This is a genomic window from Streptomyces griseorubiginosus (genome assembly GCF_017614965.1).
In the GTDB taxonomy this organism is placed as follows: Bacteria; Actinomycetota; Actinomycetes; order Streptomycetales; family Streptomycetaceae; genus Streptomyces; species Streptomyces griseorubiginosus_B.
Map to the genome: position 1 here is coordinate 14,263 of NZ_WVUG01000090.1, position 15,596 is coordinate 29,858.

At 71.4% G+C, this 15,596-nt stretch carries 16 protein-coding genes; 9 read left to right on the plus strand and 7 right to left on the minus strand.

The window, feature by feature from the left end; all coding sequences use genetic code 11:
- Positions 1-74 precede the first annotated feature (74 nt).
- The 5 genes from araD to GRC12_RS18740 form a co-directional block, all read right to left on the minus strand.
- Positions 75-1,811, minus strand: a complete 1,737-nt coding sequence (araD, locus tag GRC12_RS18720) for an L-arabinonate dehydratase (protein ID WP_208780452.1) — start codon at positions 1,809-1,811, stop codon at positions 75-77.
- Complete coding sequence (locus GRC12_RS18725; RefSeq protein ID WP_208780453.1) at positions 1,808-2,719, minus strand: dihydrodipicolinate synthase family protein; 912 nt, start codon at positions 2,717-2,719, stop codon at positions 1,808-1,810. The genes araD and GRC12_RS18725 overlap by 4 nt, the downstream gene beginning before the upstream one ends.
- Positions 2,716-3,387, minus strand: coding sequence for a GntR family transcriptional regulator (locus tag GRC12_RS18730; protein ID WP_208780454.1), 672 nt, complete (start codon positions 3,385-3,387; stop codon positions 2,716-2,718). Before GRC12_RS18730 ends, GRC12_RS18725 begins: the two co-directional genes overlap by 4 nt.
- Before the next feature lie 152 nt (positions 3,388-3,539).
- The gene (locus GRC12_RS18735) at positions 3,540-4,127 is read right to left on the minus strand and encodes a TIGR03086 family metal-binding protein (protein WP_208780455.1); all 588 of its coding nucleotides are present in this window, start codon (positions 4,125-4,127) and stop codon (positions 3,540-3,542) included.
- 58 nt (positions 4,128-4,185) lie between these two features.
- A complete protein-coding gene (locus tag GRC12_RS18740; protein WP_208780456.1) occupies positions 4,186-4,593 on the minus strand; it encodes a DUF6010 family protein in 408 nt (135 codons plus the stop codon).
- A gap of 134 nt (positions 4,594-4,727) precedes the next feature.
- On the opposite strand from GRC12_RS18740, the gene GRC12_RS18745 reads away from it, so the two are divergent.
- A complete protein-coding gene (locus GRC12_RS18745) occupies positions 4,728-5,963 on the plus strand; it encodes an MFS transporter (RefSeq protein WP_208780457.1) in 1,236 nt (411 codons plus the stop codon).
- A gap of 272 nt (positions 5,964-6,235) precedes the next feature.
- Here GRC12_RS18745 and GRC12_RS18750 read toward each other — a convergent pair whose 3' ends face one another.
- Both GRC12_RS18750 and GRC12_RS18755 read right to left on the minus strand, forming a co-directional pair.
- The gene (locus GRC12_RS18750) at positions 6,236-7,399 is read right to left on the minus strand and encodes a hypothetical protein (RefSeq protein ID WP_208780458.1); all 1,164 of its coding nucleotides are present in this window, start codon (positions 7,397-7,399) and stop codon (positions 6,236-6,238) included.
- Positions 7,396-8,337, minus strand: a complete 942-nt coding sequence (locus GRC12_RS18755; RefSeq protein ID WP_208780459.1) for a 5-dehydro-4-deoxyglucarate dehydratase — start codon at positions 8,335-8,337, stop codon at positions 7,396-7,398. The genes GRC12_RS18750 and GRC12_RS18755 overlap by 4 nt, the downstream gene beginning before the upstream one ends.
- A 219-nt stretch (positions 8,338-8,556) precedes the next feature.
- On the opposite strand from GRC12_RS18755, the gene GRC12_RS18760 reads away from it, so the two are divergent.
- From GRC12_RS18760 to GRC12_RS18795, 8 genes are all read left to right on the plus strand, one after another.
- Positions 8,557-9,366 carry an NAD-dependent epimerase/dehydratase family protein gene (locus GRC12_RS18760; protein WP_208780460.1) on the plus strand — a complete coding sequence of 270 codons (810 nt, stop codon included), beginning with the start codon at positions 8,557-8,559 and terminating at the stop codon, positions 9,364-9,366.
- A gap of 302 nt (positions 9,367-9,668) precedes the next feature.
- The gene (locus GRC12_RS18765; RefSeq protein ID WP_208780461.1) at positions 9,669-10,436 is read left to right on the plus strand and encodes a DeoR/GlpR family DNA-binding transcription regulator; all 768 of its coding nucleotides are present in this window, start codon (positions 9,669-9,671) and stop codon (positions 10,434-10,436) included.
- 92 nt (positions 10,437-10,528) lie between these two features.
- A complete protein-coding gene (locus GRC12_RS18770) occupies positions 10,529-11,902 on the plus strand; it encodes an ABC transporter substrate-binding protein (RefSeq protein ID WP_208780462.1) in 1,374 nt (457 codons plus the stop codon).
- Complete coding sequence (locus GRC12_RS18775) at positions 11,899-12,837, plus strand: carbohydrate ABC transporter permease (RefSeq protein ID WP_208780463.1); 939 nt, start codon at positions 11,899-11,901, stop codon at positions 12,835-12,837. Before GRC12_RS18770 ends, GRC12_RS18775 begins: the two co-directional genes overlap by 4 nt.
- Positions 12,834-13,685: a carbohydrate ABC transporter permease gene (locus GRC12_RS18780; protein ID WP_133048171.1), complete on the plus strand. Its 852-nt coding sequence runs from the start codon at positions 12,834-12,836 to the stop codon at positions 13,683-13,685. Before GRC12_RS18775 ends, GRC12_RS18780 begins: the two co-directional genes overlap by 4 nt.
- On the plus strand, positions 13,682-14,680 hold the full coding sequence (locus tag GRC12_RS18785; RefSeq protein WP_208780464.1) for a zinc-dependent alcohol dehydrogenase family protein: 999 nt from the start codon (positions 13,682-13,684) through the stop codon (positions 14,678-14,680). The genes GRC12_RS18780 and GRC12_RS18785 overlap by 4 nt, the downstream gene beginning before the upstream one ends.
- Before the next feature lie 76 nt (positions 14,681-14,756).
- Positions 14,757-14,990, plus strand: a complete 234-nt coding sequence (locus tag GRC12_RS18790; protein ID WP_208780465.1) for a hypothetical protein — start codon at positions 14,757-14,759, stop codon at positions 14,988-14,990.
- 94 nt (positions 14,991-15,084) lie between these two features.
- On the plus strand, positions 15,085-15,596 hold a 512-nt coding region (locus tag GRC12_RS18795), incomplete at its 3' end, for a TerD family protein (protein WP_208780466.1).

Genomic DNA, 15,596 nt, shown 5'->3' on the forward strand with positions numbered 1-15,596 from the left:
GGGTCGTGTCCGAGTACGGTGGGAAGCGCTTTCTCCGGGTGCGTGCTTCTGCGAGGTTCTGGTCGTTGGGAGGGTCAGCCCGCGTACGGGTCCGCGACCTTGCCGGGGCGGGCCAGGAACTCGAAGTCGCAGCCGGTGTCCGCCTGGGTGATCTGGTCGTTGTAGAGCGCGCCGTAGCCGCGCTCGTACCGGGTGGGCGGCGGCGTCCACTCCGCCCTTCGGCGCTCCAGCTCCTCGTCGTCCACGTTGAGCTGGAGGGTGCGTGCCTCGACGTCGAGGGTGATCGAGTCGCCGGTGCGGACCAGGGCCAGCGGCCCGCCGACGTACGACTCGGGGGCGATGTGCAGGGCGCACGCGCCGTAACTCGTGCCGCTCATCCGGGCGTCGGAGATCCGGACCATGTCCCGCACGCCCTGCTTCAGCAGGTGGTCCGGGATCGGCAGCATGCCGTACTCGGGCATGCCGGGGCCGCCCTTGGGCCCGGCGCCCCGCAGCACCAGCACGCTGTCGGCGGTGATGTTCAACCCCGGGTCGTTGATGGTGCGTTGCATGGCCTTGTAGTCGTCGAAGACGACCGCGGGGCCGGTGTGCTTGAGCAGGTGCGGCTCGGCGGCGATGTGCTTGATGACGGCGCCGTCGGGGCAGAGGTTGCCGCGCAGGACGGCGACCCCGCCCTCGGCGGCGACCGGGTTCTCGCGGGTGCGGATGACGTCGTCGTCGTGGACGGCGGCGCCCTCGATCTGCTCCGCCAGGGTGCCGCCCACGGTCGGCCGGTCCAGGTGCAGCAGGTCGGTGATCCGGGAGAGGAAGGCGGGCAGACCGCCGGCGAAGTAGAAGTCCTCCATGAGGTACGTCCGTCCGCCGGGCCGGACGTTCGCCAGCACCGGCACGGTCCGGGCGATGCGGTCGAAGTCGTCCAGGGTGAGCGGGACTTGGCAGCGTCCGGCCATCGCGATCAGGTGGATGACGGCGTTGGTGGAGCCGCCGAGTCCGAGCACCGTGGTGACGGCGTCCTCGAAGGCGTCGCGGGTGAGGATCTCCGACGGCTTCAGTCCCGTCCAGGCGAGTTCCACGGCCCGGCGTCCGGACGCGGCGGCCATCCGCTCGTGCCCGGAGTCGACGGCCGGGATGGAGGAGGCGCCCGGCAGCGTCATGCCGAGGGCCTCCGCCGCCGCGGTCATCGTCGACGCGGTCCCCATGGTCATGCAGTGACCGGGCGAACGCGCCAACCCGCCCTGCAGCTCCCGCAGTTCGCAGTCGGTCAGATTGCCGGCACGGTGCTCGTCCCAGTACTTCCACATGTCGGTGCCGGAGCCGAGGGTCTCACCGCGCCAGTGCCCGGGCAGCATCGGACCCGCGGGCACGAAGAGCGACGGCACGTCGGCGGAGGCGGCGCCCATGAGCAGCGCGGGTGTCGACTTGTCGCAGCCTCCGAGCAGGACCGCCGCGTCGATCGGGTAGGAGCGCAGCAGTTCCTCCGTCTCCATCGCGAGCAGGTTGCGGTAGAGCATCGGGGTCGGCTTCTGGTACGTCTCGGAGAGCGTGGCGACCGGGAACTCCAGCGGGAACCCGCCGGCCTGCCACACGCCCCGCTTGACCGCCTCGGCCCGCTCGCGCAGATGGACATGGCAGGGGTTGATGTCCGACCAGGTGTTGAGGACGGCGATCACCGGGCGGCCCCGGTACTCCTCCGCCTCGTAACCGAGCTGGCGCATCCGGGCGTTGTGCGACCAGGTGCGCAACTGGCCCTCGGTGCCGTACCACTGGTGACTGCGCAGGTCCTCCGGGCGCAGACGCGCTCTGCCGGTCATATCGACCACCCCGCGGCGATCGCGGCGACCTCGGCGCGCTCGTCCTCCGGGAGCGTGCGGCTCGGCGGGCGGACGTCCCGGCGGCACAGGCCGAGGGAGGCCAGGGCCTCCTTGACGACGGTGACGTTGTTGGCGGAGCCGTGGGCCGCGCGCAGTTCCTCGAAGCGGCGGATCTGCTCCCAGACCTTCATGGCGGCCGGGTAGTCACCGGATCGAAGCGCTTCAATCATGGTCAGCGAAACGGACGGGGCGACGTTCACCAGGCCGGAGGTGAAGCCGGTGGCGCCCGCCGAGAAGTACGAGGGCGCGTACGGCTCCGCGAGCCCCGCCACCCACACGAACCGGTCGAGCCCCGCGTCCCGCGCGAAGGCGGCGAATTTGGCGGCGTCCGGCACGGCGTACTTGACGCCGATGACGTTCGGGCAGTCGTCGGCGAGCTCGGCGAGACGGAAGCCGGAGAGCTGCGCGTTGCGGATGTAGGGGACGACGCCCAGCTCGGGAACGGCCTCGGCGATGGCACGGTGGTAGTCGACCCAGCCGGCCTGGGAGACGTACGGGTGGACGGGCTGGTGGACCATGACCATGCGGGCGCCCAGCTCCCCGGCGTGGCGGGCGGAGGCGACGGCGGTGGGGACGTCGTGGCCGACGCCGACGAGGATCGCGGCCCGGTCGCCGGCCTCCTCGACGGTCAACTCGGTGACCAGGCGGCGCTCTTCGGGGGTGAGGGTGTAGAACTCGCCGGTGTTGCCGTTCGGGGTGAGGATCCGCACCCCGCCCTCCAGCAGCCGACGCAGCAGGGCCCGGTGGGCCTCCTGGTCGACGGAGCCGTCCTCGGCGAACGGGGTCACCGGGATCGCCACCACGTCGGCCAGGGCCGCCCGCGCGGTCTCGAACGTCACGCTGCTCATGCCTGCCCTTCCTCTTCCGTCGCCTGGGGTTCCGTCGCCTCGGGGAACGCTCGCCGCACGAAGGACGCGATGTGCTCGTGGAGGGCCCGCGCGGCGCCGTCCGCGTCACCGTCGAGGGCGAGCCGGAGGATCTCCCGGTGCTCGCCGGCCTCCCGCTTCCAGGAGGGTGAGGCGGCCCAGGCCACGGCCGAGACGAGGGCGGCCTGGTCGCGGACCTCGTCGAGCATCCGGCCGAGCAGCGGGTTGCCGCACGGCAGATACAGGGCGCGGTGGAACTCCCGGTTGGCCAGGGACCGTTCGGCGGTGTCGGTGGCGTCGTCGGCGCGGGTCAGCGCGTCCTGGGCGGCGTCGAGGGAGGCTCCCCGGCGCACGGCCCGTCTGAGCGCCTCGGGTTCGAGGAGCAGTCGTACGTCGTAGACCTCGCGCGCCATGTCCGCGTCCACCATGCGCACCGTGACGCCCTTGTACTGGCTCATCACGACCAGTCCGGTCCCGGCCAGGGTCTTGAGCGCCTCCCGCACCGGGGTCTTGGAGACCCCGAACTGTGCGGCGAGTTCGGCCTCCACCAGGGCCTGACCCGGCGTCAGACGCCCGGTGAGGATGCGGCGTTTGATCTCCTCCAGCACGAACTGCGTGCGGGAGGGGATCGGCGTGGGCACAGAGGTCATGCGCGCCTCTCGGAAGTCACGTATCAGATCTCGGGTATCTGATCTCGTGTATCGCGTCTCATATATGACGTACGAAGTACGACGCGTTGAAGGTAGGAGGAGGCGCCGGGTTCGTCAATGCTTCGGACAGAAATGCCTCTGACGGAGGGGGACTACGGCGTCCAGCCGGGGTCCCGTCCGCTGAGCCCCACCGCCCGGTCGAGCAGCGGCGCGTCGTCCCGGACCGGCACGACGGGGCCGAAGATGCCGCCGCCCCGGCTGGGGTCGGCGGCCGCCGCGTACAGGAAGTCGTGGGAGACCTGCAGCGCGGCGGGGTCCGGGGCGTAGGGCAGGCCGGTGGCACGGGCCAGGTCCCAGCCGTGGATGACCAGTTCGTCGACGGCGACGGCGGCGGCGACCGCTCCGGGGAGGTCCACGCCCCCGGCCCGGGTCATGCCGGTCCAGGCGGCCGGGTCGCGCCAGGCCTCGGCGAGTTCGTCGAGAACCTTCGGCAGCTCCGCGCGCCAGTCGGGGCCCGGGTCCGCGGCGGTGACGTCCGGGGCGCTGTCGGTCAGGGTGCCGAGGTCCTTGCGGGCGGCGTCCCGGAAGGCCACGGACAGGCCGAGCACATGGCCCAGCAGGGTGCGCACCGAGCAGTCGGGACAGGGCGTAGGCGCCGCCAGCTGCTCCTCGCGCACACCGTCCGCCAGCCGCGCGATCACCCGCGTCTGCGGTCCGAGGTCGAGGGTCGTGTCAGTCATCCACCTGCTCCTCACGGTTTCCGGGTCCTGAGGGGTGGACCGCCCGTCCCACGGAAACTCATCGCACGCCGGGTGCCGTCCTCGCCGTACGGATCCACTCGGCGGGCGTCCGGCCCCCGCCCAGGCACCACACCGCGATCACCGGGTCGCAGATGGCGCAGCCCAGCGAGGAGCTGTGGGCGAACGGAATGATCGGGTGGCCCTTGAGGTGGTGCACGACGTCCCAGGCGGTGTGCGGCAGCCAGCCGATGCCGACGAACGTCCAGGAGTCGAGGCCGCGGTAGGCGACGTAGGTGCTGAGCGCCGTGAACGCGAACTCCCAGCCGCCGAGCCCTCCGCCGCTGAGATAGGCGGCGCCGGCCCCGGCGACCATGAGTGCGTTCAGCCGGCGCCGGTGCGGTTCGCGGACCAGGCACATCAACAGGACGTAGGCGATGCCGATGAAGATCGGGGCGACGTAACTCATGGAGCCCGACGGTAGGGGCGGCGGGAGATGGTTCCCATGGGGATTGCCGACAGGTTCCGACGGGTTTCCGCCGCCGCGCGATAAGGCACTTGCCTCATGCCTCTCCCGGGGCCTTAGGCCCACGATGGCCAGGCATGACGACATCGACATGGGCGGTGACACGGGTCCTCGGGGACCGTGACGCGCGGCTGTATCTGACCGGGGTCGTGGTCTCCGGGTTCGGGACCTCGGCGCTGTGGCTGGCGGCCGGGGTGTGGGTCAGGGATCTCACCGGATCGGACGGGCTGGCCGCGCTGTGCCTGCTCGCCATGTGGGCGCCGACCCTGGCCGGTCCGGCGCTCGGCACACTCGCCGACCGCGTCCGCCGCAAGCCCCTGCTGATCGCCGTGAACCTGCTGATGGCGGCCGTGCTGCCGGTCCTGCTCACCGTCGACTCCACGAGTGGACCCTGGCCGGTGTACGCGGTCCTGTTCGGGTACGGCGCCGTCGGCGTCGTCCATGACGTGGCCGAGTCCGCCCTGGTCGCCGCCGCCGTCGACCCGGCCCTGCTCGGCGACTTCAACGGACTGCGCATGACCGCCACCGAGGGCATGAAGCTGGTCGCGCCGCTCGCGGGCGCCGGTCTGTACGCGGCGTACGGCGGCGCCAGCGTGGCGCTGTTGGACGCGGGGACGTTCGTGCTGGCCGCGGGGGTCTACGCCCTGCTGCGCGTCCGCGAGGAGAAGCCCGGCCCGCCCGTGCACGGCTGGTGGGCGCGGACCGCGGAGGGCGCCCGTTTCCTGTGGGGGCACCCGCGGCTGCGTCCCCTGGTCGTCGCCGGCGGCACCACGATGCTCTTCGCGGGACTCAACGGGGCGCTGATCTACGCCGTGATCGCCGGCCTGGGCCACTCCCCCGCCTACGCCGGTGTCCTGTACGCCGTCCAGGGCACCGGCTCGGTCGCGGTCGGGCTGCTGTCGGGCACCGCGCTGCGGCTGCTCGGCGCGCGCCGGTTCGCGGCGTGCGGCATCGGCCTCACGGCGGTCGCGGTGGCTCTGCGGGCCCTGCCCTCGGACCCGCTGACCCTGGTGTGCGCAGCGGGGATCGGCGCGGGGCTGCCCTGTGTGCTCATCGCCGCGACGACCGCCGTGCAGCGCGAGACGCCGGACGCGCTGCTCGGCCGTACGGCCGCCACGGCGGGCACGCTGATGTTCACGCCGAACGTGCTCGGCCTGGCCCTCGGCGCGGCGCTGGTCGAACTCGCCGACTACCGGCTGCTGTCGGCCGCCCTCGGCGCCGCTCTGCTGCTGACGGCGGCCCCGCTGCTCCAGCCCCCGACGAACGCCGACCGCACCACCGCCGAGTCCCAGTCCGACGCCAACCCGGTGTGACACAGCGCCAGTCGCGCCTCAGGCGGGTCACCTGCACCGGCGCTCCGAGTCCGCCCGGCGGCTCGACCGCCGCGCGGCCACACCACCCGGCGACAGCGCCATCGCGGCGCCCACGTCCAGAGCAACCCGGCTCGATGCTGCGTCAGTTGTCAGTCGGGCTGGGCGCTGTAGCCGGGGGTTTTCGCGGCGGTCGGGGCGGTCGGGCCCGGCTTGCGGATTCGGTGCGCCGGTACAGGTGACCTCGCGCCGCCGACGGCACCCCGCCCACCCCCTCAGCGCCGCGCCAGCGCCGACCGCACCGCCTCCAGGTCACCGTCCGACGCCAATCCGGCGTGATACAGCCGCACTTCGGTGGCTCCCCGGTCCCTGGCCGTCGCCATGTCGGCGGCCAGGGTGCCGGGGCTGCCGCCCATCCCGGCGACCACGGGGAAGTTGGCCGCGACCACGGCGCCCTCCCGGCCCTGCTCGGCGAACGGCGCGAGCAGGGCCGTACCGCCCGCGCACGGTACGACCACGCCGTCGGCGACGGACAGGATGTGCTCGGGGTCCACGCCCGCGTTGGCACCGACGTGGTAGGTGACGGGGTCGGCGTGCAGCAGCACCTGGAAGCCCTCGGGGGCCGCCTCGCGCACCGCGCGGACCGCCGTCTCCTGGAGGGTGCGGGCGGTGTCGTCGCGCCACGCGCGCGTGGCGGCCGCGTTCGTCTCGCCGAGCAGCTTCTCGACCCCGGACCAGCCTTCGTCGTCGGGCGCCCCCTGCCACAGTGGCTCCAGCGCGTCCCGTACGGCGGCCGCCAACGCGTCGGCGTCCAGGCCCTGTTCGCCGTACCCCGCCCGGCAGACGGGACAGAAGCAGAGCGCCATCAGGTAGTGACCGGCGTCCCCGAGGCCGACGCCGCCGGTCTTGTCGTGGGCGTGCAGGTGCTGGAGGCCGTACCAGCCCAGCGACTCCAGCTCGGTGCCGCGCGCGCCGGGCCGGACGGCCGCCTCGGCGGCGAGGTCCACGAGGTACGCGCGCGTGGCGGGCTGCGCGATGCAGGGGGCCCAGGGGTAGCGGTCGCCGTAGGCGTTGACGACAGAGGTGTCCGGATGCTCGGCGCCCAGACGGGAGTTGTGCGCGAGGACGACCCAGGTGTGCACCTCCAGGCCGGCGTCCGCGAGGGACCGCGCGGCCTCGCCGTAGGCGTCGCCGGGCGCCCAGTCGCCGGCCGCGTACGGGCGCAGCTCCCGCCCTTCCCAGCGGTCACCGGCCGGGTACAGCACCGCCGCGTGCTCGGCCGTGACGATGCGGTGGCGCGGGTGGCGGGGGGTGAGCGCGCGCGTGGAGTGATAGGCGGCGGCCAGCGTCACCTGTTCCACGCCGAGCGCGGCGATGCGGCCGGCGGCCTCCGGGTCCCCGGTGACGTCCCAGGGGTAGACGAACGTCGACGCCTTCACTTGTCGTCCTCCAGCAGCGCGTACCCGCGGTCGATCAGCTCGGCGAGCTGCTTGACATGGTCCTCGGTGGGTTCGTGCAGCGGGGAGCGGACCTCCCCCACGTCCAGCCCGCGCAGCCGTACGCCTGCCTTGACCAGGGAGACGGCGTAGCCGCGGCCCTGGGCCCGGAGTTCGACGAACGGCCGGTAGAAGCCGTCCAGGAGACGGTGCGCGGTGCTCTCGTCGCCGGTCCTGAGCGCCTGGTGGAAGGCGAGGGCGATCTCCGGGACGAAGCAGAAGACGGCCGAGGAGTAGAGCGGGACGCCGATGGCGCGGTAGGCGAGCTGGGTCTGCTCGGCGGTGGGCAGGCCGTTGAAGTAGAGGAAGTCGCCGGGGACCTCGGTGCGGACGGCGCTGACGACGCGCTGCATGAGGTCGAGGTCGCCGAGGCCGTCCTTGAAGCCGATGATGCCGTCCGTACGGGCGAGGGCGACGACGGTCTCCGGGGTGAACACGGCGTTGTCGCGCTGGTAGACGATCACGGGCAGCGCGGTCGCGGCGGCCATCTCCCGGTAGTGCCGCAGCAGTCCCTCCTGCCCGGCGACCACGAGGTAGGGCGGCATGGCGAGCAGCCCGTCCGCGCCGGCGGCCTCGGCCACGCGCGCGTACCGCACGGCGAGCGCGGTGCCGTAGCCGGCGCCGGCGACGACCGGGACCCGTCCCCCGGTCGCCTCGACGGCCGCCCGGACGCACGCCTCGAACTCCTCGGGGGTGAGCGCGTGGAACTCGCCGGTGCCGCAGCACGCGAAGACCGCGGCGGCCCCGTTCTCCACCCCGCGGCGGACATGGGCGCGGTAGACCTCGAGGTCGACCGAGCCGTCCGGTCCGTAGGCGGTGACGGGGAAGAACAGTGGCCCGCTGGGGTTGCTGAGCCGAGCGGCGAGGGGGGCAGGCGTCACGGGCTCTCCCGGTTATATGTTTATGATCCGCGTCTACATCTCTGAACGACCCCACGCTAAAGTGCCCCATCCTGGCCGGTCAAGCGCGTCTACGGCCTGGCACCAGCAGATTTCCGGCCTGCGTGGGACACTTGACGGGTCCTGCCCCGATCCCTAGCGTGTCCACGAATGTGAATAACGTGCATACACGCGACCCCGCCGACCGAAGGAGAAGCGAGGATGCCAGCCCCCCGCACCGTTCTGCTCACCGGCGCCGCCGGCGGGCTCGGCACCCTGATGCGGAACCTGCTGCCCGCCTTCGACTATGAGCTGCGCCTCCTCGACATCCGTCCGATCGAGGGCGACCCGGACGCGATCACCGCCGACCTCGCCGACCGGAAGGCCCTGCGTGAGGCCGTACGGGGCGTCGACGCGATCATCCACCTCGCGGGCATCTCGCTGGAAGCCCCCTTCGGGAAGATCCTCAAGGCGAACATCGAGGGCACGTACAACCTCTACGAGGCCGCGCGCGAGGAGGGAGTGGGCCGGATCGTCTTCGCCTCCTCCAACCACGCGGTCGGCTTCACCCCGCGCCCGCAGGGCGACGACCCCCTGATCCCGATCGACACCCCGCGCCGTCCCGACACCTTCTACGGCCTGTCCAAGTCCTTCGGCGAGGACCTCGCCCAGTTCTACTGGGACAAGCACGGCCTGGAGACCGTCTCGGTGCGCATCGGCTCCTGCTTCCCGGAGCCGACCAGCGTGCGCATGCTGTCGGTCTGGATGAGCCCGCCGGACGGCGCCCGCCTCTTCCACGCGGCCCTCACCGCCGAGAACGTGGGCCACACGGTCGTCTACGGCTCCTCCGCCAACACCCGCCTGTGGTGGGACCTGTCCACCGCCCGGGCCCTCGGCTACGAACCGCAGGACGACTCCGAGCAGTACGCGGAGAAGCTGATCGCCGAACAGGGCGAACTGGAGCCGGGCAACATCGCGCACGACTACCTGGGCGGCGTATTCGTCAGCGACCCCCCGATCTGGCCGTACTGACCGACTTACACAGCGGGCGGGCACCGAACGGGCCCGCCCGCAGGCGTGTTCGGGCACGGGCCGGCTCCGGTCGTAGGCGCGACAGCGCCACGCCGAGGGGCGCGGGGAACTGCGCGACCAGCCACGACGAGCCCGCACCCGCCAACCCTCAAAGCCTCCCGGACTCGTAGGCGCGCCTCGCCCGAACGGGCACACACAGACACGATCCCTCCAGTAACAGACCTGGTCACCCCCGCCCACCCGCTGTAGAACTTCCCCCATCGGCCCGAACGGGCAACGGCGCAGCAAAAGGCGGGTGACAAATGACCGGCACCGCGGAGGACCGCCAGCGGCACATCGTGAAAACAGCGCGAGCCAAAGGCTCGGTGGACGTCACCGAGCTCGCCGCCGCGCTGGGCGTGGCCAAGGAAACCGTCCGCCGAGACCTCCGTGCCCTGGAGGACCACGGCCTGGTCCGCCGCACCCACGGCGGCGCCTACCCCGTGGAGAGCGCCGGCTTCGAGACGACGCTCGCCTTCCGCGCCACCAGCCACGTCCCCGAGAAGCGCCGCATCGCCACCGCCGCGGCCGAGTTGCTCGGGGACGCCGAGACGGTCTTCGTCGACGAGGGCTTCACCCCCCAGCTCATCGCCGAGGCCCTGCCGGGGGACCGACCGCTGACCGTGGTCACCGCGTCCCTGCCCGTCGCGGGCACCCTCGCCGAGGCGGACAACATCTCCGTGCTGCTGCTGGGCGGCCGCGTCCGCCCCGGCACCCTGGCCACCGTCGACCACTGGACGACGAAGATGCTGGCCGGTTTCGTCCTCGACCTCGCCTACATCGGCGCCAACGGCATCTCCCGCGAGCACGGCCTGACCACGCCCGACCCCGCCGTCAGCGAGGTCAAGGCACAGGCGATCCGGGCCGCGCGGCGCACCGTGTTCGCGGGCGTGCACACCAAGTTCGGCGCGGTCAGCTTCTGCCGGTTCGCGGACATCGGCGCGCTGGAGGCCATCGTCACCAGCACGCTGCTGCCGTCGGCGGAGGCCCACCGCTACTCACTGCTGGGACCACAGGTCGTGCGGGTCTGAGTCAGCGGACCGGCTGTCGAAGCACCAAGCACCACAGGGGTTCTCCGCACGAAACGGTGCCCCTTATATCCAACTATGTCCAGGAGCGATCCATGCGCACCCAGAGCCGACGACGGCCGTCGCGAGCCACGCTCGCGCTGGCCGCCGCAGGGACGCTGCTCACCCCGCTGCTCTCCGGCTGTTGGGTCGGGGCGGGCGGGTCCGGTTCCGGCGGCGACTCCGTCAACGTCCTGATGGTCAACAACCCGCAGATGGTGGAGCTGCAGAAGCTGACCAAGGCCCACTTCACCAAGGAGACCGGCATCAAGGTGAACTTCACCGTCCTGCCGGAGAACGACGTCCGCGACAAGATCAGCCAGGACTTCGCCAACCAGGCCGGCCAGTACGACGTGGCGACGCTGTCCAACTACGAGATACCGATCTACGCCAAGAACGGCTGGCTGCACGAGATGAACTCGTACGTGGCCAAGGACCCGGCGTACGACGAACAGGACGTGCTGAAGCCGATGCGGCAGTCCCTGACCGCCGACGACGGCAGGCTCTACGGGCAGCCCTTCTACGGCGAGTCGTCCTTCCTGATGTACCGCAAGGACGTGTTCGCGGCGAAGCACCTCACCATGCCCGCGCACCCGACCTGGGACCAGGTGGCCGACCTCGCAGCGAAGGTGGACGGCGCAGAGTCCGGCATGCGGGGCATCTGCCTGCGCGGACTGCCCGGCTGGGGTGAGGTGATGGCGCCCCTGACCACGGTCGTGAACACCTTCGGCGGCACCTGGTTCACCAAGGACTGGAAGGCCCAACTGGACTCCCCCGCCTTCGAGAAGGCCACGAAGTTCTACGTCGACCTCGTTCGCAAACACGGTGAGTCCGGCGCCGCCCAGTCCGGCTTCGCCGAGTGCCTCAACAACATGACCCAGGGCAAGGTCGCCATGTGGTACGACGCCACATCCGCCGCCGGTTCCCTGGAGGCCGCGGGCTCCCCGGTCAAGGGAAAGCTCGGCTACGCGCCGGCCCCCGTGGAGAAGACCGACAACTCCGGCTGGCTCTACACCTGGGCGTGGGGCATCCAGAAGGCCTCCCGCAACCCCGACAAGGCCTGGAAGTTCGTCTCCTGGGCGTCCAGCAAGCAGTACGAACAGCTGGTCGGCGAGACCAGCGGCTGGCCCAACGTACCGGCGGGCAAACGCGCTTCGACCTACACCAACGCCGAGTACGTCAAGTCCGCGGCCTCCTTCCAGGAGATGACCAAGGCCGCCATCGAAGGCGCGAGGCCCAATGACCCGGGGGTGCAGCCGCGTCCCGCGCCCGGCATCCAGTTCGTCGGCATCCCCGAGTTCACCGATCTCGGCACCAAGGTCTCCCAGGAGATCAGCGCGGCCATCGCCGGACGCCAGTCCGTCGATTCGGCCCTGAGGAAGTCCCAGAAACTCGCCGAGAAGATCTCCAAGGAGTACGAGGGACGATGACCGCGACAACGACGGCTCCGATAGCCGCGACTCCCGCACGCACCAAGGGCGTTCCCTCCGCCCGGCTGAAGGCCTGGGCGACCCGCGCGCCACTGCTGCCCGCCCTGGTCTTCATGATCGTGGTGACCCAGCTGCCGTTCGTGGCCACGCTGGTGATCTCGTTCTTCGACTGGAACGCCCTCTACCCGAAGGCCCGGCACTTCACCGGCCTCGACAACTACCAGCAGGTCCTCACCGACGCCGACCTGCGCCACTCGGTGTGGACGACGATCCTGCTCACGGCCGCCGTGGTGGTGGTCAGCCTGGTCCTGGGCCTGGCGCTCGCGCTGCTCCTGGACCGGAGGTTCCGCGGCCGGGGCGTGGTCCGCACCCTCCTGATCGCGCCCTTCCTGGTGGTCCCCGTGGCGGCCGCCCTGCTGTGGAAGCACGTCCTCTACAACCCCGAATACGGCCTGCTGAACGGTCTGTTGCACTACGTGGGCGGTCCCCAGCCGGACTGGATCTCGAACACCCCGCTGCTGGCGGTCGAGGCCTCCCTGGTGTGGCAGTGGACGCCGTTCATGATGCTGATCCTGCTGGCGGGCCTGCAGAGCCGTGACCACCAGCAGATCGAGGCCGCGCGGGTGGACGGCGCGAGCGACTGGCAGATCTTCCGCCACCTCACCCTCCCGCACCTGCGCCGCTACCTCGAACTCGGCGCCCTGCTGGGCTCGATCTACATCGTCCAGAACTTCGACGCGGTCTTCACCATCACGTCCGGCGGGCTGGGCACCGCCAACCTGCCGTACACCGTCTACCAGAGCTTCTACCAGGCCCATGAGAACGGCCTCGCCTCGGCCGCGGGCGTCCTGGTGGTCATCGGCTCGATCGTCATCGCGACCTTCGCCCTGCGCGTGGTGTCGTCCCTGTTCCGCGAGGAGGTGGCTCGAGGATGAGCACCGTCGCCGTACGACTGCGAGGCGGCCGCCGCAAGGGCGCCGGACTCGGCCTGGTGGCCTGGCTGCTGGGCATCGTGTTCTTCCTGCCCATCGCCTGGATGGCCCTGACGTCCTTCCACTCGGAGGCGGACGCAGCCACCAACCCGCCCTCCTTCGGGGCCGCCCTCACCCTGGACGGCTACCGCGAGTTCTTCGGCACGGGCGGCGGGGCGAGCCCCTGGCCGGCCCTCGTCAACTCGGCGGTGGCGTCGGTGGCGTCGACGCTGCTGGTGCTGCTGCTGGCGCTGCCGGCGGCGTACGCGCTGTCGGTGCGCCCGGTGAAGAAGTGGACCGATGTCCTGTTCTTCTTCCTGTCCACCAAGATGCTCCCGGTGGTCGCGGGCCTGCTGCCCATCTACCTGTTCGCCAAGAACACGGACATGCTGGACAACATCTGGCTGCTGGTCATCCTCTACACCTCGATGAACCTGCCGATCGCCGTGTGGATGATGCAGTCCTTCCTGGCCGAGGTGCCGGTCGCGGTGATCGAGGCGGCCCAGATCGACGGCGCCCGGCTGCCGACGATCCTCGCCCGTGTGGTGGCCCCGATCGCCCTGCCCGGCATCGCCGCCACCGCCCTGATCTGCTTCATCTTCAGCTGGAACGAGCTGCTGTTCGCCCGGGTGCTGACCGGCGTGGTCGCCGAGACCGCTCCCGTGTTCCTGACCGGCTTCATCACCAGCCAGGGCCTGTTCCTGGCGAAGGTGTGCGCCGCGTCGCTCGTCATCTCCCTGCCGGTGCTCGCCGCGGGGTTCGCCGCCCAGGACAAGCTGGTCCAGGGCCTGTCACTGGGAGCCGTGAAATGAAGGCCGCCGTCATCGAGTCCGTGGGCCGTGCCGTCGTCGCCGAGGTCCCCGACCCGGCGCCGGGCCCCCGCGAGGTCGTCGTCGAGGTCGCCGCCTGCGGCCTGTGCGGCACCGATCTGCACATCCTGCAGGGCGAGTTCGCGCCGAAGCTGCCGATCGTGCCGGGTCACGAGTTCGCGGGCGAGGTGGTCGGGGTCGGCACCCAGGTCACCGAGGTCGCGGTCGGCGACCGGGTGGCGGTCGACCCGTCCCTGTACTGCTACGAGTGCCGCTACTGCCGTGACGGCCACAACAACCTCTGCGAGCGGTGGGCCGCGATCGGCGTGACCACGGCGGGCGGCGCGGCACAGTTCGCCCTCGCTCCGGTGGCCAACTGCGTGAAGCTCCCCGAGCACGTCCGCACCCAGGACGCGGCCCTGGTGGAGCCCCTGTCCTGCGCCGTGCGCGGCTACGACGTGCTGCGCTCCCGCCTCGGCGCGCACGTGCTGATCTACGGCTCCGGGACGATGGGTCTGATGATGCTGGAGCTGGCCAAGCGGACCGGGGCGGCGAGCGTGGACGTCGTGGACCTGAACCCGGCCCGCCTGGAGACGGCCGTACGCCTCGGCGTCTCGTCCTGCGCGCCGAACGCCGACGAACTGGAGCGCCCGCAGGGCTGGGACGTCGTGATCGACGCGACCGGCAACGCGGCGGCCATCCAGGACGGCCTGGGGCGCGTGGCCAAGGCCGGGACGTTCCTGCAGTTCGGGGTGGCGGACTACGCGACCCGGGTGACGATCGACCCGTACCGGATCTACAACCAGGAGATCACCATCACCGGCTCGATGGCGGTGCTGCACAGCTTCGAACGCGCGGCCGAGCTGTTCGCGAACGGCGTCCTCGACCCGGAGGTCTTCATCAGCGACCGGATCCCGCTGGAGCGCTACCCGCAGGCGCTGGAGCAGTTCGCGGCGGGGGTGGGACGGAAGATCGTGGTGCTCCCCCAGAGCGCCTAGGGCCGCCGTGGCCCGTCGCCCGGATCGCGGGAAAATCCAGTGGGGGCGGGGCGGACCGGGGCCGTACCATCCCGTCATGCCGCGCCCCCAGGGATTCTCGTACGAGGAACACGCCGACGGCACCGTGCGCATCACCCACCACGGCCGTCCCGCGACCACGCTGCGCGCACCACGCTCCACCCGGTTTCTCGCGGAGGTGGCGGCCGGCGACCCGCAGCTCGTCATGGCCCGCTGGACCGGGAACTACAAGCGCGGCAACGAGCGGACCGCCCGGGACCACCCGCGCAACGGCGCCCGCGGCCACCGCTGAACCGATCCAGTCGATGCGGAACCGATCCACTCGATCGGCACGCCGGGTAAGGGAACGGTAAAGCGGTCTCGTTCGTTGTCCCGGCATGACAGCTATGACCCCTGGCTCGAACATCCCTCTCCCCGTCACCCGTGTGACGGTGGACGTCGCCGCCCCGGTGCGGCTCGACGTATCGGGCCTGCTGCTCACGGGCGACGGCAAGGTGCGCTCCGACGACGACTTCATCTTCTACAACCAGCCGGCGGGGCCGGGCGTGACGTACCGCTCCGGCGGCGGTACGGCGCCCGACGCGATCACCGTCGACACCGCCGCCCTGCCCCCCGGCATCGAGAAGGTCGTCGTCACGGCGAGTCCGGACGCGGCCGGGCAGACCTTCCAGGGCATCGAGCCGACGGCCACGATCCGCGGCACGGACGACAACAGCGTCCTCGCCACGTTCACACCCCCGCAGCTGGGGACGGAGACGGCGCTGGTGATCGTCGAGATCTACCTGCGCAACGGCGCCTGGAAGGCACGCGCGGTCGGCCAGGGGTACGCCAACGGACTGGCGGGCATCGCGACCGACTTCGGGGTGACGGTCGAGGAGCTGTCTCTTATACACAACTG

Coding starts and splice junctions, on each gene's coding strand:
- araD (WP_208780452.1), bottom strand. CDS start 1,811: ATGACCGGCAGAGCGCGTCTGCGCCCGGAGGACCTGCGCAGTCACCAG.
- GRC12_RS18725 (WP_208780453.1), bottom strand. CDS start 2,719: ATGAGCAGCGTGACGTTCGAGACCGCGCGGGCGGCCCTGGCCGACGTG.
- GRC12_RS18730 (WP_208780454.1), bottom strand. CDS start 3,387: ATGACCTCTGTGCCCACGCCGATCCCCTCCCGCACGCAGTTCGTGCTG.
- GRC12_RS18735 (WP_208780455.1), bottom strand. CDS start 4,127: ATGACTGACACGACCCTCGACCTCGGACCGCAGACGCGGGTGATCGCG.
- GRC12_RS18740 (WP_208780456.1), bottom strand. CDS start 4,593: ATGAGTTACGTCGCCCCGATCTTCATCGGCATCGCCTACGTCCTGTTG.
- GRC12_RS18745 (WP_208780457.1), top strand. CDS start 4,728: ATGACGACATCGACATGGGCGGTGACACGGGTCCTCGGGGACCGTGAC.
- GRC12_RS18760 (WP_208780460.1), top strand. CDS start 8,557: ATGCCAGCCCCCCGCACCGTTCTGCTCACCGGCGCCGCCGGCGGGCTC.
- GRC12_RS18765 (WP_208780461.1), top strand. CDS start 9,669: ATGACCGGCACCGCGGAGGACCGCCAGCGGCACATCGTGAAAACAGCG.
- GRC12_RS18770 (WP_208780462.1), top strand. CDS start 10,529: ATGCGCACCCAGAGCCGACGACGGCCGTCGCGAGCCACGCTCGCGCTG.
- GRC12_RS18775 (WP_208780463.1), top strand. CDS start 11,899: ATGACCGCGACAACGACGGCTCCGATAGCCGCGACTCCCGCACGCACC.
- GRC12_RS18780 (WP_133048171.1), top strand. CDS start 12,834: ATGAGCACCGTCGCCGTACGACTGCGAGGCGGCCGCCGCAAGGGCGCC.
- GRC12_RS18785 (WP_208780464.1), top strand. CDS start 13,682: ATGAAGGCCGCCGTCATCGAGTCCGTGGGCCGTGCCGTCGTCGCCGAG.
- GRC12_RS18790 (WP_208780465.1), top strand. CDS start 14,757: ATGCCGCGCCCCCAGGGATTCTCGTACGAGGAACACGCCGACGGCACC.